The sequence below is a fragment of the Rhodococcus oxybenzonivorans genome (genome assembly GCF_003130705.1).
Lineage (GTDB): Bacteria > Actinomycetota > Actinomycetes > Mycobacteriales > Mycobacteriaceae > Rhodococcus_F > Rhodococcus_F oxybenzonivorans.
Genome location: NZ_CP021356.1, coordinates 12406 through 34442, shown reverse-complemented (window position 1 = coordinate 34442; position 22037 = coordinate 12406). Strand labels below are relative to the sequence as shown.

18 protein-coding genes and 1 pseudogene are annotated in these 22037 nt (G+C 70.2%); 8 read left to right on the top strand and 11 right to left on the bottom strand.

Annotation, left to right across the window (positions count from 1 at the left end; genetic code table 11):
* Positions 1 to 5: 5 nt before the first annotated feature.
* The 5 genes from CBI38_RS35755 to CBI38_RS35735 are packed head-to-tail and all read right to left on the bottom strand — an operon-like array spanning position 6 to position 7390.
* Complete coding sequence (locus CBI38_RS35755; RefSeq protein WP_109336164.1) at positions 6 to 1322, bottom strand: alanine racemase; 1317 nt, start codon at positions 1320 to 1322, stop codon at positions 6 to 8.
* On the bottom strand, positions 1319 to 3151 hold the full coding sequence (locus tag CBI38_RS35750; protein ID WP_109336163.1) for an IucA/IucC family protein: 1833 nt from the start codon (positions 3149 to 3151) through the stop codon (positions 1319 to 1321). The genes CBI38_RS35755 and CBI38_RS35750 overlap by 4 nt, the downstream gene beginning before the upstream one ends.
* On the bottom strand, positions 3148 to 4416 hold the full coding sequence (locus tag CBI38_RS35745) for an MFS transporter (protein ID WP_109336353.1): 1269 nt from the start codon (positions 4414 to 4416) through the stop codon (positions 3148 to 3150). Before CBI38_RS35745 ends, CBI38_RS35750 begins: the two co-directional genes overlap by 4 nt.
* Positions 4413 to 6170, bottom strand: coding sequence for an IucA/IucC family protein (locus tag CBI38_RS35740; protein ID WP_230990466.1), 1758 nt, complete (start codon positions 6168 to 6170; stop codon positions 4413 to 4415). The genes CBI38_RS35745 and CBI38_RS35740 overlap by 4 nt, the downstream gene beginning before the upstream one ends.
* Entirely contained in the window at positions 6167 to 7390 is a 1224-nt protein-coding gene (locus tag CBI38_RS35735; RefSeq protein ID WP_109336162.1) for an ATP-grasp domain-containing protein, read from the bottom strand. Before CBI38_RS35735 ends, CBI38_RS35740 begins: the two co-directional genes overlap by 4 nt.
* 314 nt (positions 7391 to 7704) lie before the next feature.
* On the opposite strand from CBI38_RS35735, the gene CBI38_RS35730 reads away from it, so the two are divergent.
* Positions 7705 to 10716 carry a Tn3 family transposase gene (locus CBI38_RS35730; RefSeq protein ID WP_005203168.1) on the top strand — a complete coding sequence of 1004 codons (3012 nt, stop codon included), beginning with the start codon at positions 7705 to 7707 and terminating at the stop codon, positions 10714 to 10716.
* A gap of 35 nt (positions 10717 to 10751) precedes the next feature.
* Here the strand turns inward: CBI38_RS35730 and merB are convergent, their stop codons facing one another.
* The 3 genes and pseudogenes from merB to merA all read right to left on the bottom strand — a co-directional run bounded on the left by merB (position 10752) and on the right by merA (position 13344).
* Positions 10752 to 11588, bottom strand: coding sequence for an organomercurial lyase MerB (merB, locus tag CBI38_RS35725; RefSeq protein WP_367652617.1), 837 nt, complete (start codon positions 11586 to 11588; stop codon positions 10752 to 10754).
* Positions 11473 to 11873: pseudogene (locus CBI38_RS35720) on the bottom strand (MerR family transcriptional regulator). Before CBI38_RS35720 ends, merB begins: the two are co-directional and overlap by 116 nt.
* 34 nt (positions 11874 to 11907) lie before the next feature.
* A complete protein-coding gene (gene merA, locus CBI38_RS35715; RefSeq protein ID WP_005195274.1) occupies positions 11908 to 13344 on the bottom strand; it encodes a mercury(II) reductase in 1437 nt (478 codons plus the stop codon).
* Positions 13345 to 13466: 122 nt separating this feature from the next.
* On the opposite strand from merA, the gene CBI38_RS35710 reads away from it, so the two are divergent.
* The 7 genes from CBI38_RS35710 (at position 13467) to CBI38_RS35685 (ending at position 18244) form a co-directional block, all read left to right on the top strand.
* Positions 13467 to 13853, top strand: a complete 387-nt coding sequence (locus tag CBI38_RS35710) for an ArsR/SmtB family transcription factor (protein ID WP_004018626.1) — start codon at positions 13467 to 13469, stop codon at positions 13851 to 13853.
* On the top strand, positions 13850 to 14173 hold the full coding sequence (locus tag CBI38_RS35705; protein WP_005180211.1) for a hypothetical protein: 324 nt from the start codon (positions 13850 to 13852) through the stop codon (positions 14171 to 14173). Before CBI38_RS35710 ends, CBI38_RS35705 begins: the two co-directional genes overlap by 4 nt.
* Positions 14174 to 14260: 87 nt before the next feature.
* Positions 14261 to 14776: a TlpA family protein disulfide reductase gene (locus CBI38_RS35700; RefSeq protein WP_005180213.1), complete on the top strand. Its 516-nt coding sequence runs from the start codon at positions 14261 to 14263 to the stop codon at positions 14774 to 14776.
* On the top strand, positions 14776 to 15138 hold the full coding sequence (locus tag CBI38_RS40885; RefSeq protein ID WP_235194086.1) for a hypothetical protein: 363 nt from the start codon (positions 14776 to 14778) through the stop codon (positions 15136 to 15138). The genes CBI38_RS35700 and CBI38_RS40885 overlap by 1 nt, the downstream gene beginning before the upstream one ends.
* Entirely contained in the window at positions 15054 to 15680 is a 627-nt protein-coding gene (locus tag CBI38_RS35695) for a hypothetical protein (RefSeq protein WP_418328375.1), read from the top strand. The genes CBI38_RS40885 and CBI38_RS35695 overlap by 85 nt, the downstream gene beginning before the upstream one ends.
* Positions 15681 to 15746: 66 nt before the next feature.
* The gene (locus CBI38_RS35690; RefSeq protein WP_005206419.1) at positions 15747 to 17126 is read left to right on the top strand and encodes a dihydrolipoyl dehydrogenase family protein; all 1380 of its coding nucleotides are present in this window, start codon (positions 15747 to 15749) and stop codon (positions 17124 to 17126) included.
* Positions 17127 to 17293: 167 nt separating this feature from the next.
* Entirely contained in the window at positions 17294 to 18244 is a 951-nt protein-coding gene (locus tag CBI38_RS35685) for a tyrosine-type recombinase/integrase (protein WP_005195278.1), read from the top strand.
* A 605-nt stretch (positions 18245 to 18849) separates the two neighbouring features.
* Here the strand turns inward: CBI38_RS35685 and CBI38_RS35680 are convergent.
* The 3 genes from CBI38_RS35680 to CBI38_RS35670 form a co-directional block, all read right to left on the bottom strand.
* On the bottom strand, positions 18850 to 20982 hold the full coding sequence (locus tag CBI38_RS35680; protein WP_109336161.1) for a copper-translocating P-type ATPase: 2133 nt from the start codon (positions 20980 to 20982) through the stop codon (positions 18850 to 18852).
* Between the two features lie 24 nt (positions 20983 to 21006).
* Positions 21007 to 21234 carry a heavy-metal-associated domain-containing protein gene (locus CBI38_RS35675; protein WP_230990465.1) on the bottom strand — a complete coding sequence of 76 codons (228 nt, stop codon included), beginning with the start codon at positions 21232 to 21234 and terminating at the stop codon, positions 21007 to 21009.
* A gap of 63 nt (positions 21235 to 21297) precedes the next feature.
* On the bottom strand, positions 21298 to 22017 hold the full coding sequence (locus CBI38_RS35670) for a DUF305 domain-containing protein (protein ID WP_204165066.1): 720 nt from the start codon (positions 22015 to 22017) through the stop codon (positions 21298 to 21300).
* Positions 22018 to 22037 lie beyond the last annotated feature (20 nt).

Genomic DNA, 22037 nt, shown 5'->3' with positions numbered 1-22037 from the left:
CTCCTTTAGGGGCGTGAGCCCGGTTGATGGGGATCGCGGCGCCGCGGAAGGTGCACGACCGTGGGAGCGGGATGCATGAGGAAGTCGTGGTGGCTGATGTTGTGCGCGTACGCACCGGCCATCGCGAAGACCACCAGATCGCCCACCGCCAGTGTGGGCACGGGTACCTGGCGGGCGAGTACGTCCTTGGGGGTGCACAGCTGGCCGACGAAGGTGATCGCCTCGTCGGAGACCGTCGGGCGTGGCCACGGGTGGTCCCAGGCACGCACCGGCAGCACGGCCAGCGGTTGGTCGTGTCCCTTGGCCGCCGGGGTGCGCAGGTGGTGGGTGCCTCCGGCGCAGACGGCGAACCAGCTGCCTTGGCTGCGTTTGAGGTCGAGGATGCGGGTGGCGTACCACCCGGAGTAGGCGCTCACCGCGCGTCCGGGTTCGATGCGCACGGTGAGGGGTCGGCCGGTATCGGGCGCAGCGGCGGCCACGATCCGGTCGAGTCGCCGGGCGTAGTCCGCCCAGTCGAAGAGCCGGTCGGGCCGGTGATAGTCCACCGCCATACCGCCGCCGACGTTGACCTGGTGCAGCGCCAGGCCGTGCCGGTGGGCGTAGTGCCCGGCCCAGGTCAGCACCGTGTCGGCGAGGCCGGCGCAGCCGGCGGCGTCGTGCCCGCTGGCCAGGTGGGCGTGAATCCCGATCACCTCGATCCCGGGCAGCTGTCCACGTTCGGTGGCAACCGCATCGGCTTCGGCGGGGTCCATGCCGAACGGGCTGGGCACCCCGCCCATGGTCAGGGCGGCGGCATCACCACCGGCCGGTGAGTGTGAGGGCAGGTTGACTCGCAGCAGCACCCGGGCGGTTCGGCCGACGGCCCGGGCGGCGGCGTCCAGCCGGCGCGCCTCGTGCAGACTCTCGACGTGGTAGCAGTCCACGTCGGCGGCCAGTGCGGCCGCCAGTTCGGCGTCGGTCTTACCGGGGCCGCCGAAAGCCAATGGGGTGGAGGGCAGGTGCCGGCGCACGTGGGCCAGTTCGCCGCCGCTGGCGACTTCCAAGCCGTGCACGTGCCGGGCGATGACCGTCAACAACTCCGGATCCGGGTTGGCCTTGACCGCGTGCAGGAGTTCGATCCGGGTATCGGTGGCGTCGAAGGCGGCGCGGACCGCCGAGACGTGCGCGTCGAGAGCCGTCAGGTCGTAGAGATAGGCGGGCAGTGCGCCCTCGGTGGCCAGGGTCCGGGCGGCCGCCGCGACAGCGGCGGTGACCGGGGTCCCGGCGGGGACCACGTACGGTTCGTCGCCGACGGCCGGGGGATACGGGGCGGTGCGCGTCATCGAGTGCCTCCGAAAGGGTTGGGGTCGGTCGGATCGGCCCCGAAGGGGTTGGCGAACGCCACATACCCGGCACGGCGGTCGGCGTCGCGGGCCCACCGCACCAGCAGGTTGGCCTTGGCCGGTAGCGGCACTCCCGCCAGGAGCGCCCGCAGCCGCGGCGGGTGACCGAGCTCGGCGCTGGCGTGGGCGACCACGTCTCCCAGCATGTCCCAGAGCTCGTCCTCGAACCGGCACATGTGCGGGGCGGACCCGTGGGCGAGGTCGGCCAGGGCGCCGGCCATCTCGGTGAGGTGGTTGACGAACAGGCAGTAGGCGATCCGGTTCCAGCCGCGTTCCTCGTCGTAGGCCACGGCGTGGGCCAGATCGGACGGCAGTCCCGCCAAGGTAGCGGTGTGCCGGTCGGCGAGCAGCTTGGTGCCCTCGAGATCGCGGGCCAGCACCCGGGTCGGCATTCCGTCGGCGGCGACCACCACCAGCACATTCTGTGGGTGAGGTTCGAGCACGATGCCGTACTCGGCCCACAGGCGGAGCACCGGTGGCACCAGCAGCGCCAGATAGCGTCGCCACCACTGGCGGGCCCAGTGCACCGGGTCGGCGGTGCCGGCGGCCTCGGCGAGATCGGCCAGTCGGGTTCGGGTGCCCGCGGGGTCGGGTTGTGCGGCGGCCAGCGTCGCGGCCAGGTGCGCCCGCTCGCCTGGGCTGAGGTGGCCGGATATCCCTGCGCGGACAATGACCCCCAACCCTTCCAGCAGCTCGTGCCGCTCCTGCGCCGACCCGTACCGGTCGGGGAGATCCACACTGCGCGCGGCCGGTTCGGGAAGAAACGCGAACCCGGGGTGGGCGCGCGCGACCTCGGCGAACGGCTCGGTCAGGAGGCGGGTCAGCTCGACGGCGCCGGCGAGTTCGTAGGATGCGTTCTTGCGTAAACAGTTGGTGATTCGCACATGCAGGCTCGTCTTGAGGAAGAGATCGGCCTCGGGTTGGTACAGGGTTCGCACGCTGGCGGTCGGATGCAACGGGGCACCGCATTGGCCGAGGTCGTGCACAGCGCCACCGGCGAGCGCGGCCCCCAGCACCGGCCCGAGCCGAGGATCGGTGGACAACAACCGGAATTGCCACGGGTGCACAGGAAGTGGGCGGCATCCGGCGGGTACCCGTTCGTGTCCGGGGCCGAGAAGTGTTGCGGTCTCGGCGTGCTGGTCGAAGTCGCCGCCCACGGCGTGCTCGTGGACGAGTTCCTCGGGAACCGCGAGCCAGTGCATCGGGAAACAGGTCCGGGTCTCCGGGGAATGGCGCCGCCACTGCCCCGGATCACCCGAGCGCCACTTCGGGGCGGGATGACGGGCATGGCCGGCGATCAGTCCCTGTTCCGAATCGAGGTAGTCGGCGGCGGGCTGGGTGGTCGATCGCTGCGGGTCGGCCGGCCGGGCGGTGAGGATGTCGTCCAGCGCATCGCGGCTCGCGCGGACCTGTCCGGCGAATTCGTCGTTGCCGTAACCGGTGCGGGCGGTCAGTTCGGCGGCGATCAACGCCGCCAGCGCGTCGAGTTCGACCGGAAGCCAACCGATTCCGTCGTCGTGCTGCTCGACCGGACCGTCGAACCGATGCGCGCCCACGGTGGAGGTCCGGCGCAGCCGCGCCCGGAGCAGCTCGCCGGTGTGCGGCAACCGGATCAGCAGATGGTCGGAATCGATCGCGATCTGGCCGTCCGGCCCGGTTACCTCACGAACGAGGCAGCCGAGGAGCGTATGCGCCGAAATCAGGTCGGCGGAGGTGTGCGAGGCGGTCGGCACCGTGAGATACGGGGCGGGAACGAGAGGGTGGGTCACAGCGAACTCCGTTCGGAATCGTCGTGCGGGAGAGGGGATCGGGATGCGGTGAAGCGGGTGACGCCGGCCGCGAGTGCGATTCCGGCGGCGACGGACACGACCAGTGGGGCGCCCGCGCCGACCGCGACCAGCGCGGAGGCGCTGACTCCGGCCACCACGGCGCCGCCCTTGGAGCAGGCCTCGACCGTGCCGAACAGTTGGCCGGGTCGCCGAGAGGCCACCGCTTCGGCGGCGAGCAGTGACAGCGACGTCAGCCCGAAGGTCAGGGCCGCACCGAGGAGCACGCGTCCGGCCAGTACGAACACCAGACCGGGCGCCGACGGAATGAGCACGGGCACCAGATGCGCCGCCGCGGAGGCGGCGGCGAGACCGTAACCGGCGATCAAACCCGTCCTGGCGCGGTCACGGAGCCAGCGCAGTGCCGGTGTGGAGGCGACGATGTAGCACACGTGCGGGGCGGCGAACAACAGTCCTCCGGCCACCGGGGGGAGGCCCGGCGCGACCTGAGCGAGGAGGGGCAGGAAGTACGGGTAGGTCACGACGGTGACCAACACGAACCCGGCCTCGGCCAGGCCCAGGCCGGCGACGGTGATGCGTCGTTGTTTCTCGCCGGGCGGCGGTGTCGTCTCCGCGGCCCGGTCATCGGCCTGGCCGCCGTCGGTCGGTTCCGGAAGCAGCATGACCGCGACCGCGGCCGCGGCAGGCAACAATGCGGCCAGCCCGTACATCTGCTGGATATCGAGGGTGGTGGAGAGCACTCCGACCACGACCGGGGCACCCGCCAACGAGGTGCGGGCCGAGATCTGCATCATCGCCAGCCCCCGGGCCAGGGCATGGCCGCGCAATCCCGCGGCCAGGTAACCGGTGCTGGCGGAATAGGTTCCACCGAGCAGGCCCTGTGCGGCAAGCGCAATGGCCAACGTGGTGATGCTCTCCGCCAGCGCCGCCAGCCCGAACGCCAGCATCAGTCCCAGCTGGGCGCGCACCAGCAGTCGCTTGCGCCCGTAACGGTCCGCCAGCCGGCCCCAGACGGGGGCGGACAGCGCGGTGCAGAGGGTGGGAAGGACATAGAGCAGTCCGGCCCACCGCGCGTGCGGGTCACCGAGTTCGGGTAATAACTGCGACAGGTAGGGCGGCAGGCCCAGCGCGGCGAAGGAGGTGGCGCAATGCGACGCCGCGATGGCTCCGACGTGTCCGCGGCGCAGCCCGGTGGTCGGCGTGGGATGGTCGACTGCCTCGAGCGGTGGGAGACCCGACGGTGTCACGGCTGCGCCGCCCTGAGGTAGTTCGGCCCGCACCGCAGGTAGTACTTGTTGACGTCGGAACAGTCGAGTCGGTGTTTGGGCAGCAGGGTTCCGGCGGTGATCATCGCCTTGATCGGCAGCCGATCGGCGTCGAGGACCCGCGAGCGCAGCAGCGCGGCGGCGGCGTGCGAGCCGGGATCGCCGGGGTCGTGCCAGCGCATCAGCGCCTCCTCGAGCCGGGTGCGAGCGAGGTCGAACAGCTCGAGCCGGCGCCGGGGGTCGCCGCCGGATTCCTCGACGATCAGCGCGGCCACGCACAGATGCAGGGTGATCGTGGTGAACATGTCGGCCAGTTCGGACGGTTCGGTGATCGGCAGGCGCGGATCGGTGAAGTCCTGCGGCCGCACGGTCTGACCGAGGGCGGCGGACAGCCGTGGGCAATCGATCCGGCCGCTGTCGTTGTCTTTGTAGATCAGCCGCAGTGCGCCACCGGGTGCCTGCGCCACCGTGATGTTCTGCTGGTGCGCCTCGAGCGCGATCCCATAACGCAGCCACAGCGCCACGTGCCAGTCGAACAGTGCGGTCAGGTATGCATCGAACCAGGCGAGGACGTCTCCTCCGGTGGCCTGCTCGGCCAGCCGATCGATCATTCGGTGGCCGGGCCGGGCCGGATCGGCAGCGAGGAGCCCCGCGACCGGCACCAGCGTGTGATCGGCGACCTCGGGTGGGTAGAGGCGGATCAGGAACGCGAGCAGTTCGTCGTCGCTGTCCGCCCAACGGGACTCGTCGGCCAGTAACACCCGTGCGTGCAGGGTGGTTTCGCGTTCGAGCACGGCCGCCAGCAGCTGGTGCACGGTTTCCCCGTTCGCCAGCGTTCCGGGTTTGATGGTGCGCCGATTGCGCTGCCCCAGCGTCGCGGTCGGCAACGGCAGCTTGAGGTGCACACGAGGGTCACCGGCCAAGGCGACGGTGCGGGTAGAGAGTGTGGGCAGCACGTCCGGGCCGGGCGTGGCGGCCACGACCAAGCCCTCGCGTTCGACGGTGAGGGGATGCACGGGCACGGGAATGTGATCGGCGGGCAGGCCGAGCGCCTGCGTGGTCGGCCACCACTCGGGCAGCCCGGCCGCCAGCGCGGCGGACAGTCGCATCCGCTCACGGGGAACCGCGGTCCAGCGCAGCGCGAAGGTCGGCAGGTATTCGGGGGCATAGCGGCGCACCTCGCCGGCGGTCATGCCCCAGCGGCATCGGCCGGTCGGATGCACGGGATGGTCCCGCAGCGCGGCCAGCGCCTCGTGCTGCAGCAGCCCGCCGAACCCGTCGCCGGCGGCGGTGGCCACCCGGGCGTGCAGGGCAGGTTCCGCCGTGACATGCAACCGGACCACCTCGGCGGTCTGCCGGCATTCCTCAATGAAGGCCGCCCACCCGGCCTCGGCGTCGGCGTCGTCGCGGGGAGCCAGTGCGGCCAGTACGCCGGTCAGGCTCGACTCTTCGTCGACGCTGCCGGCGGGATCGGTGACCACGATCATGGCGGCGGCCAATGCGTGGTCGGCGAGGAACCCGTCCGGACGCACCGGCAGGTGGACCATCCGCCCACCCGGCAACGGCGCCCGCCACCAGAGGGAATGCCCGAACCGGTCGCCGGGACCGCCGGTCAGTTCCCCGGCGGTATGGATTCCGAGGTGATCCTCCCGTAGCAGGGCGTCGAGCACGCGGAGCAGCAGTTCGGCTTCCGGCGCGGCATCGGCGTCGGGAACGGCGAGTTCGAGTGTGCTCACGCCGTCACCGTCCAGGTGTGGCTGGCCAGGTAGTCCTCGACCGCGGCGTCCACCGGGTCAGGCGCGGGTCCGATGGCGTGTACCACCGAGAGGTAGTCGCGGTTGGTGCCGTGCAGGGGTGCGCTCACCCCGATCTCGCGGAGCTGCCGATGTCCCAGGCTGATCCCGCCCGGCAGTGCGGTGCGCAGGGGCGGCGGCGCCTCGGTGAGTGTGCCGGCCCGGTCCGCGGTGACATAGTCGATCCGCGCATGTCGCCCCAGGTCCACCGGATCAGGCAGGTCGCCGCGCAGTGGCCGTCCGAGGTGAAGCTGGATCAGCTCGGCGAACAGGTCGATGCCGAGCAGTTCGGCGCAGATCAGGTCCATGGTGTCGCCGATGAGCCGGTAATTGACCTCGATGATCCGCGCGCGGTCGCCGTCGATGACGAATTCGGTGTGACAGGCCCCGAAACCCACACCCAGGGCAGCCAGCTGCGCCCGCAGGTGGGTTTCGACGGCCGCGGGCAGCCGAGGGTGCCACTCCCGCCGGTGCTCGGCGAAGAACGGTGGCGCGCCGAGAGTGGTTCGCCAGGATCCGAAATGGTGCAGCCGCTCACCGTCGCCGAGGGTGTCGTAGGTGTAGAGCTCCCCGGGCAGATACTCCTCGGCGACCAAGGCGATCGCGCCGCGCCGCGCCCGGACGCGCGCTACCTCGGCCTCCAGCCCCTCCAGGTCCTCGACGAGCAGGACGTCCTCACTGGCCACGCCCTCCCGCGGCTTGACCACCGCGGGGAACGGCAGATCGGCCGCAGTGGTGCGCACGTCGTCCGTCGGGCCGATCTCCACGCTCGCCACGGTGTCCAGAGCGGACTCGGTCAACGCGCGCCGAGTGAGATATTTGTTCTTACAGCGCAGCGCTGCCCGCCAGTCCTTGCCGGGCAGGCCGAGGAGTTCGGCCGTCTGCGCGGTCGCGGCTTGCAGGTGGTCGCTGTTGCTCAGCACCGCCGTCGCCGCCCCGTAACGCTCGGTCAGCGCGAACACCCGTGCCGCCACCGAGCCCGCCTCACGCACGTCCGCCAACTCCACGGCCGCCGGTGGGTGCGGATGGTCGGCGTACCGGGTACGGTGCGCGTCCGGGTCATCGGTGAGCACCACGGTCGGCAAGCCCAACCGGGCGGCGGCGGGCAGAACGCCATGCGTGACAGCGTCGGTCGGGTTCAGTGCGGTGAGATAGAGGGTCAAACGGGGCTCCGTACCTCGAGACGATCTGGACAACCGAACAATTCGGCTAGGCTAACCAAACTTCCGTGTGGCAGTCTTACCTAACTTTTCCGATAGGTGCCCCGTCAAATCTTTCGAGAGTGGGATAGATCACTTATGGGCCGCCCCGGCTGCACGGCCGGAAGTGGGGGTCCCGGTAGTAATGGCGCAAAAAACAACGAAGTTCGCGTAGTGCCTGGTCAGCGGCGATTTCTCGGTTCGGGCTGCGGGCCGGGGTGGTTGGTGCTTGGCTTGTCTGCCGATGAGGTTGGTCGGCGTGTTGGAGGCTGGGGTTCGTGGCGACGCGGGTATTCGCGGACGAGGAGTTGCAGCGCCTGCGGGAGTTCCCGGAGATCAGTCGTGAGGAGTTGTTCCGGTACTTCACGCTGACCCCGGCGGATCTGGCGTTTGTTGCTCCGCAGGGCAGGGGCCCTGCGGTCCGTCTGGGCCTGGCGGTGGCGTTGTGCACCTTGCCGTGGCTGGGGTTCGTGCCGGACAAGGTGCCGTCGGCGCCGCCGGTGGCGGTGGCCCGGCTGGCGGATCAGCTGAATATCGATGCAGCGCAGCTTCGTTCGTATGGCAAGCGGGCGCAGACGCGGACCGAGCATGTGCGGCTGGTGGCCCAGTATCTGGGGTGGCGGCCTGCCGGGGCGATGGAGTTGAAGGAGCTGGATGAGTTTCTGCTGGCGCGGGCGATGGAGCACGATTCGCCGACGCTGTTGTTCCGGCTGGCGTGTGAGTACCTGATCTCGGCGCGGGTGATCCGGCCGGGCCCGGAAACGGTGGTCCGCCGGGTCGCGCACGCTCGCACGCGGGCGCAGCGGGAGACCTACGACCGGTTGGCGCGCGAGTTCACGCCGCAGCGGTGTAAGGAACTGGATGCGTTGCTGGTCGTCGACCCGTCGATCGAGATGTCGCGGTTGCGGTGGTTGTCGACCGGCCCGGTGGAGGCGTCGGCGACCGCGGTGAAGGCCGAGGTCGAGAAGCTGGTGTTCCTGCGCAACCTGGGCGCGGATGAGCTGGACATGTCGGTGCTGCCGGCGGAGCGGCGGCGGTTCCTGGCGACGGTGGGCCGCCGCTTGACGGGCCAAGCCCTCGAACGCCGGGATCCGCAACGCCGCTACCCGATTCTGCTCACCGTGTTGGCGCAGTCGGCCACCGATGTGCTCGACGAGGTGGTGCAGCTGTTCGATCAGGCGATCTCGGCCAGGTTGAGCAAGGCCGAACGCCGGATGCGCGACGAGCTGGCCGAGCGCGGTAAGGCCGGAGAGGATCGGCAGGGGTTGCTCGACGACCTGCTGGCGATCGTCTGTGACCTGCAGATCCCCGACGAGGAGATCGGCGGCCTGATCCGGGGCGATCGGATCGGATGGGAGCGGTTGCGGGCCGCGGTCGCGCAGGCCAAGCCTCGGCTGCCGCGCGATCACGGGCACCTGGCCGCTCTGGACAGCTCGTACTCCTACCTGCGGCAGTTCACCCCGCAGGTGCTGTCGACAGTCCGGTTCGCCGGCGGCACCGCCGCGACCGAGCTGCTGATCGGGGTGCACATGCTGCGGGAGCTGAACGCGACCGGTACCCGCAAGGTGCCCGACGACGCGCCGACCGGGTTCGTGCCGACGAAGTGGCGCGGCTACCTCGACGAGGCCCGCAAAGCCGGTAACACCACCGCCTATCGGCACTACTGGGAGCTGTGCGTGCTGCTGGGGCTGCGTGACGGGTTGCGCAGCGGGGATGTGTTCGTGCCGGGGTCGCGCCGCTACGCCGACCCGGCCGCGTACCTGCTGACCCCGCAGGCGTGGGAGCCGCAGCGTGACGAGTTCTGCCGCCTGGTCGGCAAGTCCGCTGATCCCGCTCGCGCGCTGGCGACCGCCACCGACGAGCTCGACGCCGCTATGGGCGAGTTGGAGAAGGTGCTCGCCGGCGGCGACGGGCCGGTCCGTCTCGATGAGGCCGGTGACCTGGTGATCTCACCGCTGTCGGCGGAGGATGTGCCCGCGGAGGCGACGGCGCTCAAGGCCGAGCTGACGGAGATGCTGCCGTTCGCGCCGATCGTGTCGCTGCTGATCGAGCTGGACAAACGCACCGGCTACCTGGACTGCTTCACCCACGCCGGCGGCAAACAGGCCCGCAGCCCGGAGCTGAAACGCAACCTCATCGCCGTCCTGCTGGCCTACTCCACCAACCTCGGGCTGACCCGAATGGCCGAGGCGTCGGGCCTCTCCTACGACATCCTGGCCTGGACCAGCGAATGGTATGTGCGGGAGGAGACGCTGCGGGCGGCGAACCTGACGATCATCGACTACCACCAAAGGCTGCCGCTGACCCCGGTCTTCGGCGCCGGCACCCTGTCGTCGAGTGATGGGCAACGGTTCCCGACCCGCGGCAAATCGGTCACCGCCAGAGCGTTGAGCCGCTATTTCGCGAACGAAGGACTGAGCACGTATACCCATGTCACCGATCAGCACGCCACCTACGGCACCAAGGTCATCGTCGCGACGAGACGCGAAGCTCACTACGTGCTGGACGAAATCCTCGGCAATGCAACGGATCTGCCGATCACCGAGCATGCGACCGACACGCACGGCGTCACCCTCGTGAACTTCGGGCTGTTCGACCTGCTCGGATTGCAGCTCTCGCCCCGCATCCGGGACCTGGGCCGGATCACCCTGTATCGGGCGGCGCCTCGGGCCCAGGTGGAGTCCGCGTTCCCGCACGCCGGGCCGCTGCTGACCCGCAAGCTGAATCTGGATCTCATCGCCGAGCACTACGACGACCTGCTCCGGCTGAGCGGGTCGCTGAAGTTCGGGCACGCCACCGCGTCGCTGCTGGTCGGCAAGCTCTCCGCGTCGGGCCGGCAGAACGCCCTCGCGGCGGCGCTCAAGGAATACGGGGCGCTGCGGCGCACGATCTACGCCGCCCGGTACCTGTCCGACCCGGGCTATCGGCGCAAGATCTCCCGACAGCTCAACAAGGGCGAATCCCTGCACGCGCTCCGCCGCGACCTGCTCTACGCGCACGAAGGCGCCGTGCGCGCGAGGCACCTGGAGGGACAGACCGAACAGGCATGGTGCCTCACGTTGGCGACCAACGCCGTCATCGCCTGGACCACAGAGTATTACGGGCTGGCGACCGAACAGATGCGGCGGGCCGGGCGGCGCATCGACGACGAGGTGCTGACGCACATCTCCCCGGCCCACAGCGAGAACATCAACTTCTTCGGCGCCATCGAGGTCGACATCGACGCCGAACTCGCCCAGCTCGGCCCCACCGGGTACCGGCCGCTGCGCGTGCGGGACACCCTGTTCTGACCCGCAGCGCCGGCCCGGATCGGCGGCGGCGCGATCTAGCAGCAGGCGCTGGTTCCGGTGGTCGTGGTCGGGTCGGTGATCGCGTCGGCGAGGGGGCGGGCGAGCTGGTGGTAGGCGTCGGTGACCGGCAGCACCGTCATGCCTGGGAATTTCGCCTGCCAGTGGTGGGCGGCGTCGGAGGTGGCGAGGAACATCTGCGGGTTGCAGCAGGTGGCGCGGAGGTGACCGGGCTGGATCCGGTCGGGGTCGACGAAGGCCACCATCGCGGTGGCCGGTTCCAGGTCGCTGACCCCGGTGACGGGGTCGATGGTCAGGCGCACGGTGGTGCCCGTGATCGGGCAGTCGGATTCGATGCAGGCGGGTGCGCCGATGACGGCGGGGAAGATGAGGGTGTCGGGGGCACACCAGGTGTAGAGCTGGTGGCCACCGACGCTGAACCGGTGCGGGGTCGGGTTGAGGGTCAGGCCCCAGCCGACGATCCGGCCGGCCTCGTCGTATTCGACGTCGGCGCCGATCGGCGTCTGCGCGGGGTCGAGGTCGGGCACTCCCGCGGCGGCGGCGAGTTCGGTGACGGTGACCGGGGTGCCGTGGGCGAGCAGCCGCAGCGCGGCGCGCATCAGCGCCCGGTCCCGGCCGGCGGGCAGGATCTTGGCGAAAACGTCGGCAGTGAGGTTGTCGGTACTCATGGGATCGGACTCCTCGAGGGCGATCGGACAGTGACGGTGCCGACGGTAGGGTCTGTCCCCGGGGTGAGGGTCAAGCCCGTAGCTCGCATCCGCACGGGTCACCGGCCCAGCACAGGTCGTCGGTGGCCAGATGCGCACGGTGTGCGGTTTCGAAGGCGTCGATGCGGTCGAGGATCTGCTCGGCATCGGGCGCAGCCGCTGCCGCGACCGCTGCAGCAGCTCGGCGAGATGGGCGCCGACCGAACGGCCGTGGTCGTCACGGTCGGTGGAGGTGAGCTGGCAGATCTCGGCGATGGTGAGCCCGAGGCCGCGCAGCTCGCCGATGAACCGCACGCACCACTCCGCGTCGTCGGTGTAGAGGCGGTAGCCGGCCGGGCTGCGGCCCAGGGTGTAGATCAGGCCGAGGTCGGTGTACTCGCGCAGCGCCTTCACCGGCACCCCGGTGCGGGCCGAGAGGTCCCCGATCGTCATGTGTCCGTTCATCACTGCCTCCCGTCCGACGGCGTCAGCCTGCGCAGCAGGACAGTTTGGTGACGTCGGTGGTGAAAGTCTGCGCGGTCAGTTTCAGCGCTTCGGCCATGGTCAGGTACGGCGCCCAGGTGTGGGCGAGCCGGTCGACGGTCAGACCCGCGGTCATCGCATAGGTGGCGGCGGTGATCAGGTCCCCGGCGCCGTCGCTGAGGGCGTGCACGCCCATGATCCGGCCGGTGCCGGCTTCGGCGACGATCTTGACCAGGCCGCGGGTGTCCCGGTTGACCAGCGCCCGCGGCACGCTCGACAACCCCAGCACCCGGCACTGGCAGGCCAGCCCGGCCGCGGCGGCTTGCGCGTCGGTCAGTCCGACCGAGGCGATCGCGGGGCTGGTGAACGTCACGCGCGGCACCGTGGTGTAGTCCAGGACGCGATCGGCACCGGCCAGGGCGTTGTCGGCGACCAGGGTGCCCTGCGCGGCGGCCACGTACACGAACTGCGGATCCCCGGCCACGTCCCCGGCCGCCCAGATGCGCGGATTGCTGCTGCGCTGGCGGTCGTCGACCACGACCGCGCCCCGCTCGTCGACGGCGACGCCGACCGCATCCAGGCCCAGCCCGGCGGTGTTGGGGCGGCGGCCGGTGGCCATCAGCACCTGCTCGGCCCGCAGCTCGGTGCTGGCGCCGCCGCCGGTGCGCACGGTCACCACCTTGTGCCCGTCGTCGGCGAGGACCTTCTCGACGGTGGCGGCGGTGAGCACGTCGATGCGCTCGTGGGCGAAGACGGCCTCGAGCGCGGCCGAGATTTCCGGTTCCTCACCCGAGGTCAGCCGGCTACGCGCGATCACCGTGACCTTGCTGCCCAGGCGGGCGAACAGCTGGGCCTGCTCGAGCCCCACATAGCCCGCACCCACCACGATCAGCGACTCCGGCAGCTGCTGGAGGTCCATGGCGGTGGTCGAGGTCAGATACCCGGCCTCAACGAGGCCGTCGATCGGCGGAGCCCAGGGCGCGGCACCGGTGGCGATCAGATACTGGTCGGCCTCGATCACCCGTACACCGCCCTCGGCGCGCGCGACCCGCAGCACGGGTGCCTCGGCGCTGCCGTCGAACACCGCGGTGCCGGAGACGATCTCCCACCCGTAGTCGGCGGCCAGGTCGACATACTTCTCCGCCTGCAGCTGCCCGACCAGCGCGTCCTTGCCCGCGATCAGGGCGGGGAAATCCAGCGGCACCTCGGCGGGGGTGAGCCCGGGGAACCGGCCCGCCGCCTCGGCGGCGTGGCGGGCCTCGGCGGCGGCCAGCAGCGCCTTCGAGGGCACACACCCGACGTTCACGCACGTGCCCCCGACCGTCCCGCGCTCCACCATCACCACCCGTTTGCCGAGGTTGACCGCGGCGATGGCGGCGGCGAACGCCGCCGAGCCGGAACCGATGATCGCCAGATCGGCGCGGGAATCTGTCAAGGTCACGAGGGTGCCTCCTGGTCGGGCAACCGCTGAACCGACAACGGCTGCTATTCGTGTTGACGAATATCTACCGGAACCATATTATGCGTTTATCCGAATAGTTCAAGTCTCGTGGAGGCGATCCCATGGCCCGGTCCACCACCGCCACTGTCACCGTGCCCGGTGCCGAGTCGGCGTGTACGCATCTGGATACGACGGCGAAGTTTTTTCGCGCCCTGTCGGATCCGACCCGGCTCAAGCTCCTCGAATTCATCCTCGCCGGGGAGCGCACCTCCGCCGACTGCGTCGAACACGCCGGCATCTCGCAGCCCCGGGTGTCGGTACACCTGTCCTGCCTGGCCGACTGCGGGTATGTCCTCGCGCGCCGCGACGGGAAGAAACTGCGGTACTCCGTGGGTGATCCGCGGGTAGCTGACCTGGTGATGCTGGCGCGGTCGCTGGCGGCCGACAACTCCGCCGCGCTGGGCTGCTGCCCGCGCATCCCCGCCGCGGACGGTAGTGGGCGGCGATGAACACACCCGACAACAAGGCGATGAACACACCCGACAACGACTCGGGCGGGTTCGGTGGTCTGCTCGCAGTGGCCGGTGGCGTGCTGGTGATGGTCGCCTGCTGCGCCGGTCCCGCCCTGATCGCCGGCGGCGTGCTCGCCGGTCTCGGCGGTGTCTTGACCAGCCCGTGGCTGCTTGCCGCAGGCGTGCTGGTCGTGGCCGCCGCCGTCGGCTACACCCTGCGGCGCCGCGCCCGTAAGGCCACGGGGTGTTGTCCGCCCCGACCCGGATCCCCTCGGTCGGCTCCGGCCGACCGCGACCGGACGGAAACCCCGGCATGACCGTCTCGAACTCTGACACCCCGATGAGCGGTCGCGAGACCGCGCTGACACTCCCTCGCCCCCCGCACGAAAGGCCACTGTCCTCGAATGGCCACTCTGCCACGCTTTCGCCGCCCCGCCCTCGCCGCCGCCGCGCTGGCGCTGTCCGCAGCCCTGGCCCTCACCGGGTGCACCTCGACCGACACGACGGCGCAGGATCCGGTGGCGCCGGTGCAGGTCGACACCGTCACCGGCACCTCCATCAGCGTGCCCGGTGACAAGCCGACCGCGTTGTTCTTCTTCTCCGTCGGCTGCGGCGAATGCGTGGGCGGCGCGAAATCGGTGGCGCAGGCGGCCGGACAACTCGGCGACAAGGCGTCGTTCGTGCTGGTCGACATGGATCCGGGTGAATCCGCGCAGACGGTGGCCGGGTTCCAGGACTTCACCGGCACCCAGGCGCTGCCCGCCGTGATCGACACCGGCGCCACCCTCACCACACGACTCTCGGTGGCGTCGCTCTCGACGCTGGTCGTGGTCGATCCGGCGGGCAAGGTCACCTACCGCGCCACCGACCCGTCCGCCGACCAGATCACCACCGCACTGCGCGACGCGGGAGCGGCGTGATGGGCGGACTGCTGGCGCTGGCGTTCACCGCCGGGATGCTCGCCCCGGTCAACCCGTGCGGATTCGCGCTGCTGCCCGCCTGGATCACCCACACCCTCGGCGACACCACCACCGACGCGTTCCCGGTCCGCATGGCGCGCGCCCTGCGCGCCGGGACCGCGCTCACCCTCGGATTCGCGGGCACCCTCGCCGCGGCGGGCCTGGCCGTCAGCGCCGGCGCCCGCGCGCTCATCGCCGCGGCCCCCGCCTCGGCCTGGCCGTCGGCGCGGCGCTGGCGGTGCTCGGGCTGGTCATGCTCACCGGCCGTGGCCTTGGCCTGCGCCTGCCCCGCCGCGCTCAGCGCCCGCCCCGCGCATCGATGACCACCACCGGTATGGTGGCCGCCGGTGCCGGCTATGCGGCCGCGTCGCTGTCGTGCACCTTCGGGGTGCTGCTCGCCGTGATCGCCCAAGCCCAGGCCACCGCCGGATGGGCAGCGCTGCTGGTGGTGTTCGCCGTCTACGCCGCCGGGGCCGCGACGGTCTTGCTGCTGGTCAGCCTCGCCACCGCCGCGGCGGGCACCGCTGCCACCCGCTACCTCGCGGTGCTCGCCCGCCACGGCACCCGCATCACCGCCGTCGTGCTCGTCGCTACCGGCGCCTACCTCGTCTGGTATTGGTGGCCCGCCGCTATCGGCAGTACCGGTGGTGCCGCGATGGGCTCCACCGCCTGGTCCGCCGCGGTGAGCATCTGGATTCAAAACCACACCGGCACGGTCATCATTCTCGCCGTGGCGGCCGTGGCCGCCACGCTTGCCGCCACCGTCGTTGCCCGCAACACCCGGGCCCGACACCGCGACGCCACCCCCGACAACGACTGCTGCGCCCCCGCACCCGCCACAATCGAGGAGAAACACGCGCGCTGACCGCGCCGACCGGTCGACTGCCGTACCCCTTCCAGAGCGATTCGATCGAGGAAAGGCACCGAGCACATGAGCGAACGCTACGACACCCTGGTACTCGGCGGCGGCATGGCCGGCCTGCCGCTCGCGCTGCGCGCGGCCCGGCACGGCCGCGTCGCGTTCGTGGAGAAAGAACTGCTCGGCGGGACCTGCCTCAACCGCGGCTGCATCCCCACCAAGACCATGATCGCCTCCGCCGCCGTGGCGCACCAGGCGCGCCGCGCCGCCGAATTCGGGGTCCGCCTACCCGGACCGGTCACCGTCGATTTGGCCGCCGTGGTCGACCGCAAGAACACCATCGTCGACTCCATCCGCGCGGGCTCCTACCGCACCGTCGAGAAATCAACGGACCTCGACTTCTACCACGCCACAGGACATTTCACCGCACCCCGCACACTCACCGTCGACGGCACCGACCTGACCGCCGACCGGATCTTGCTGGTCACCGGCACCCGCAGCACCATCCCCGCCATCGACGGCCTCGACACCGTCCCCTACTTCACTTCCCGCACCCTGCTGGACCTCACCGACCTGCCCTCACATCTGCTCGTCGTCGGCGGAGGCTACGTCGGCTGCGAGTTCGCCCAAATGTTCCGGCGATTCGGCTCCGAGGTCACCCTCATCCAACGCGCCGACCGGCTGCTGCCCGGCGAGGACCCCGACATCTCCGCCGCCGTCAGAGAGGGCATGACCGCCGACGGCATCACCGTGCTCACCGGCACCACCTGCACCGCGGCCACCGGCACCACCGGGAACATCCGGCTCGGCTGCACCGGCAGCGAAGCCGACGACATCACCGGCAGCCACCTGCTGATCGCGACAGGACGCACCCCCAACAGCGACAATCTCGGCCTCGAGTACCTCGGTCTCGAACCCGACCCACAGGGCTTCCTCACCGTCGACGCCTCCCTGCGCACCGACGCCGAAAATGTTTGGGCGCTCGGCGATCTGCGCGGCGGGCCCATGTTCACCCACACCGCCCGCGACGACGCCGACATCGTCTACCGCACCATATTCCGAAGCCAGGACCGCACCACAACCGGGCGCATCGTGCCTCACGCGGTGTTCACCGACCCCGAAGTCGGCGCCGTCGGGCTCACCGAACCTGCCGCCCGCGCCGCCGGCTACGACGTCGTCGTCGGGCGCCAGGACTTCACCGGCGTCGTGAAAGCCCGCGCCATCGGCAACACCCGCGGCCTGGTCAAATTCGTCGCCGACGCCGCCACCGACCGTATCCTCGGCTGCCACATCGCCGGACCCGACGGCGGGAACCTCGTTCACGAGGCCGTCATCGCCATGACCACCGGCGCCACCTACACCCAACTCGCCCAAGCCATCCACATCCACCCCACCCTCGCCGAAGCGGTCAACACCGCCGCCGGCGGCGTCCACCGCGAAATCGGCGCATAGACACCCCATGAGCATCGCCCGGTACTCGGGTGAGGCCATTTTCCGACTGCCACGGATAACACCCTGTTATCTGTAGCATCATGACATCCGGCCTGCGCCGACTCCGCTCCGGCGGTGCGCGACGCGGACCTGTTATCTGCGGCAAGCCCAGTGAGGGAGGTACCACCGTGCCGTCCGGGATCACCGTCCGCGCCGCCGGCGACAGCTTCCTCGACTCGATCGGCTCCCCGAACACCCGCCGCGCCTACGGCATCGCCGTCGACAAGACCACCGCCACGCTCGGCGAGACCCGGCGGCTGGCCGACGTCGCCGACGATGAGATCGGTGAAACCCTCGAAACCCTGTGGGGCTCCTCAGCAGTCAACACCTGGAACGCCCGCCGCGCCGCGGTCGCGTCGTGGCTGGCGTGGTGCCGCGAGCACGGCCACACCGCCCCGGCGGTCCCGGCCTGGGTGAAACGCTCCACTCCACCGGACTCCACCACCCCGGTGCACTCGCGCACCGCGATCGACCGGCTCATCGCCCGCCGCGACATCGACCTCCGGGAGAAGACGCTGTGGCGGATGCTCTACGAAACCTGCGCCCGCACCGAGGAACTGCTCCAGGTCAACATCGAGGACCTCGATCTGGCCGGGCGGTGTTGCCCGGTGAAGTCCAAGGGCGCCAAGCCCCGCACCCGCCGCCGCGGTGCCACCTACCACGAGTACGCGCACGAGCTCGTGTACTGGGACGCGGGCACCGCCCGGCTCCTGCCACGCCTCACCAAGGGCCGCACCCGCGGACCGCTGTTCGTCACCCACCGCCGACCGGGCCCCGGAAAGGCCGCCGCCGACCGGGACATCTGCCCCGACACCGGGCTGGCCCGGCTGTCCTACGGCCAGGCCCGCGCCGTGCTGGATGCCGCCACCGCGACGAATGGGCCCGGCACCGGTTGGGATCTGCACGAACTTCGGCATTCCGGCCTGACGCATCTCGGCGAGGCCGGTGCCAGCCTGGTGGAGCTGATGGCCAAGTCCCGCCACCGCAAACCCGAGAACCTACGCCGCTACTTCAAACCCTCACCGGCAGCCATGCGCGGCATCACCAGCCTCATCGGCCCCGACCGCAGCCACCGATAGCGGCCACCAACAAGAGCGTCCGTCTACCCGCTGACCAGGCACTACGCGAACTTCGTTGTTTTTTGCGCCATTACTACCGTGACCCCAAGTGGTAAGAGCGCCGCGCGAAAGCCCGACGCGGAGTCCAAACCCACGCGACAATCCACACGATCACCAACGGCCAGGCGCTGGTGAACGACTGCTCGCGAGATTGATCCTCACGGCGTCGACTTCACTTCTGAGCGCTCTTGTGATGAGTGGCCAGCCATCTCGTCGGCGGCGCGGCCCGTGTCCTCTCGAGGATCGCCGCTTCGGTGTGAGGCCCGGCAAGATCCGGCCGAGCCTGGCCTACCCGCGGCCCGGTAGCGCCCAGGTCCCCGGTGCGTCGAAAGTACTCCGCCGATATCCGCGGGGCCGATGCGTTTCGCGGCGGCGATCACACGGCGCGAGAGGAGGGCCCATCTCGGGCTCGGCGAACCGTGTGAATGCTCAGACACCGACTAATTAGCCTGGCGCACTCCGATTCTCGGGAGACGGGTCAGCGAGGTCCGGCACCTGCGCGATCCGCCGGGCAGGAGCCCAGGAGGCCGCGGCGGCGAAGAAGCACACGGGGCGCTCACCGTGGTTCAGTGGTGGGCGAGCCGGTCCGGGTCGAGGTCGATCCGCCGCAGAAGCTGTGCGTTGAGCGCGACGACGATGGTGGAGACCGACATCAGCACCGCCGCCACGGCCGGGGAGATGGCGACGCCGGCGAAGGCCAGAACACCGGCGGCCAGCGGGACGGCGATGATGTTGTATCCGGTGGCCCACACCAGGTTCTGCCACATCTTGCGGTAGCTGGCCCTCGAGAGGTCGATGATGGAGAGCACCGCGCGGGGGTCGTCGGCGGCAAGGACCACCCCGGCCGATTCGATCGCCACGTCGGTGCCCGCGCCGATCGCGACACCGACCTCGGCCCGGGCCAAGGCGGGAGCGTCGTTGACGCCGTCGCCGACCATCGCCACTTTGTGGCCGCGGGCCTGCAACTCGGCGACCTTCGCGTCCTTGTTCTCCGGGAGCACGTCCGCGAACACTTCGTCGATACCCAGATCGGCGGCGACGGCGTCGGCGACCTGCCGGGCGTCCCCGGTGATCATGGCGACCTTGATTCCCCGCTGGTGCAGGGCGTCGATGGCCTGGCGGGACTCGTCCCGCACCTTGTCCTCGAGTGCCAGGGCGCCGACCACCTCACCGCCGCGGACCACGTGCAGCACCGACGCGCCGCGGCCTACCCACGGCTGGGTTGTCGCGGCGACCTCGGGCGGCGCGGTGACACCGAGATCGGAAAGCATCGCCGGGCCACCGACCGACACGTCGGTGCCGTCGATGGTGGCGGTCACACCGCGGCCGGGCAGGGACCGGAAATCGGTGGCGGAGCTGCCCGCTGAAGCGGGGACCTTGGCCGCGGCGGCGGCGACGATGGCCCTGGCGACCGGGTGTTCGCTGTCGGCTTCGACGGCGGCGGCGAGGGCGAGGAGATCCTCCTCGGTGATGGCCGCGCTCGCGGCGAGTCCGGTGACGGCATGCTTGCCCTGGGTGAGGGTGCCGGTCTTGTCGAACAGGACCACGTCGACGGTCCGCATCCGTTCCAGGGAGAGCCGGTCCTTGACCAAAACGCCTGCCTTGGCGGCGCGTTCGGTGGAGATGGCGATCACCAACGGGATGGCCAGGCCGAGGGCGTGGGGGCAGGCGATGACCAGGACCGTGACGGTGCGGACCACCGCCTCATCGAGGTTGCCGATCAGCGTCCAGACCGCGAAGGTGATGATGCCGGCGAGGGTGGCGAAGTAGAACAGAAAGGCGGCGGCCCGGTCGGCGAGAGCCTGGGCGCGGGAGGACGATTCCTGCGCGTCGGCCACCATCCGCTGGATGCCGGCCAGGGCGGTGTCCTCGCCGACGGCGGACACCTGCACCCGCAGGGCGCTGTCGGTGGCCACCGTGCCGGCGACCACGGTGTCGCCCACCGCCCGGGGGACGGGCTTGGATTCGCCGGTGATCATCGATTCGTCGACCTCGGCGACGCCGTCGGTGACGGTGCCGTCCGCCGGAACCCGGGCCCCGGCCCGAACCAGGACCAGATCACCGGTGGTCAGCTCGGAGATCGGGACCTCGGTGACCCCGTCGTCGGTGATCTTGTCGGCGGTGTCCGGCAGCAGCGCGGCGAGGGCCTCGAGCGCCCCGGAGGCCGATCCGAGGGCGCGCATCTCGAGCCAGTGCCCGAGCAGCATGATCACGATGAGAAGGGCCAGCTCCCACCAGAAGTCGAGATTGAAACCGCCGAGCTCGAGGGTGGTGATCCAGGAGGCGATGAAGGCCACCGAGATGGCCATGCCGATCAGCAGCATCATCCCGGGCTGGCGGGATTGCAGCTCGCTCCATGCGCCGGTGAGGAAGGGCATGCCGCCGTAGAAGAAGATCACCGTGCCCAGGACGGGGGCGATCCACATCACGCCGGGAAACTCGGGCATGGAGTAGCCGAGGAGGTCGGCGACCATGTGGCTGAAGATCACCACCGGGATCGACAAGGCCAGGCTCACCCAGAACTTGCGGCGGAACACCTCCCCGTGGGCGCCGTGGCCTTTGTGTTTGTCCCGTCCACCGCCGTGATCGTGTCCGCCGTGATCATGCCCGGCACCGTGGTGTTCGGCCGCCTGCTCCGCGTGATGCCGGTGATCACCGGCGTGGACGCCGGTCTCGGAATGCCCGCTCGGATGCGCCATCGTCAATCCTTCGTGGTCGGGGGGTCAGCTCGCCGGAGTGGCGAGGTGGTAACCGGCTTCCTCGACGGCGCCGCGGATCTGATCGAGCGGCAGCGGCGTGTCGGTGGTGACGGCGACCCGGGACTGGCCGCCGACCGTGAGGTCGATGTCGACGGCGCTCACCCCGTCGAGTTGTTCGATTTCCTCACGCACGGCTTTGACGCAGTGCTCGCAGGTCATGCCGGTGACCGCGTAGGTGTTGGTGGTGCTCACGAGAGTCCTTTCCGCCCCACGACCGCGGGACGGACGGGGTCGTGGGGGCAGCCGCATATCGGTTCAGAGGGTCGACAGGATCTGTTCCATGGTGGTGATTTCCTGCTGCTGGGTGGTGATGATGTTCTGCGCCATCGCTTTCGCCTGCGCGTTCTGGCCGTCCTCCACCTCGGTCTGGGCCATGGTGATCGCACCCTTGTGGTGCTCGATCATCTGGGTGAGAAAGAGTTTGGCGGCATCGACGCCCTGGGCGTCGCGCAGGGCAGCCATGTCTTCGGCCGACATCATCCCTTCCATCTCGTCGCCGCCCTCCATCCCGGGCATGTCCATCCCCGTAGTGCCCGCCGGCGGTACCACACCCGGTGCCTCGGGCATCTGCATCCCGGTGCCCATGGGCATGGACTCGGTCATGTTCATGCCGGTCGTCGTGGTCGCCGCGGTGCCTTCACCCCACGCGGTCAGCCAGGCGTTGAGTTGCTCGATTTCCGGGCCCTGAGCGGCCTTGATCTGCTGCGCGAGGTCGACCACCCGCGGGTCGATCCCCTGCTTGGCGAGCAGCATGTCACTCATCTCGATCGCCTGGCTGTGGTGGGGAACCATCCCCTGCGCGAAGGCGATATCGGCGTCGTTGTGCTCGGCGGCACCGTTCTCCGCGCTCACCGAGGTGGTGACGGCGGCCGGGGTGGTGGTCGCGGCGCTCTCCTCGGTGCCGGAATCACCGCACGCGGTCAGGGCCAGCAGCAGCGCCGCCGATGCGGCGCCGAGGGCGAGGGACTTGTTCATCGACAACAACCTTCTCTCTT

Excerpts from the sequence above, each read along its gene's own strand:
- CBI38_RS35755 (WP_109336164.1), bottom strand. The coding sequence starts at position 1,322 with ATGACGCGCACCGCCCCGTATCCCCCGGCCGTCGGCGACGAACCGTAC.
- merB (WP_367652617.1), bottom strand. The coding sequence starts at position 11,588 with ATGCCGAGCAGATCCTCGACCGCATCGACGCCTTCGAAACCGCACACC.
- CBI38_RS35710 (WP_004018626.1), top strand. The coding sequence starts at position 13,467 with ATGGCCCGGTCCACCACCGCCACTGTCACCGTGCCCGGTGCCGAGTCG.
- CBI38_RS35705 (WP_005180211.1), top strand. The coding sequence starts at position 13,850 with ATGAACACACCCGACAACAAGGCGATGAACACACCCGACAACGACTCG.
- CBI38_RS35700 (WP_005180213.1), top strand. The coding sequence starts at position 14,261 with ATGGCCACTCTGCCACGCTTTCGCCGCCCCGCCCTCGCCGCCGCCGCG.
- CBI38_RS40885 (WP_235194086.1), top strand. The coding sequence starts at position 14,776 with ATGGGCGGACTGCTGGCGCTGGCGTTCACCGCCGGGATGCTCGCCCCG.
- CBI38_RS35690 (WP_005206419.1), top strand. The coding sequence starts at position 15,747 with ATGAGCGAACGCTACGACACCCTGGTACTCGGCGGCGGCATGGCCGGC.
- CBI38_RS35680 (WP_109336161.1), bottom strand. The coding sequence starts at position 20,982 with ATGGCGCATCCGAGCGGGCATTCCGAGACCGGCGTCCACGCCGGTGAT.
- CBI38_RS35670 (WP_204165066.1), bottom strand. The coding sequence starts at position 22,017 with ATGAACAAGTCCCTCGCCCTCGGCGCCGCATCGGCGGCGCTGCTGCTG.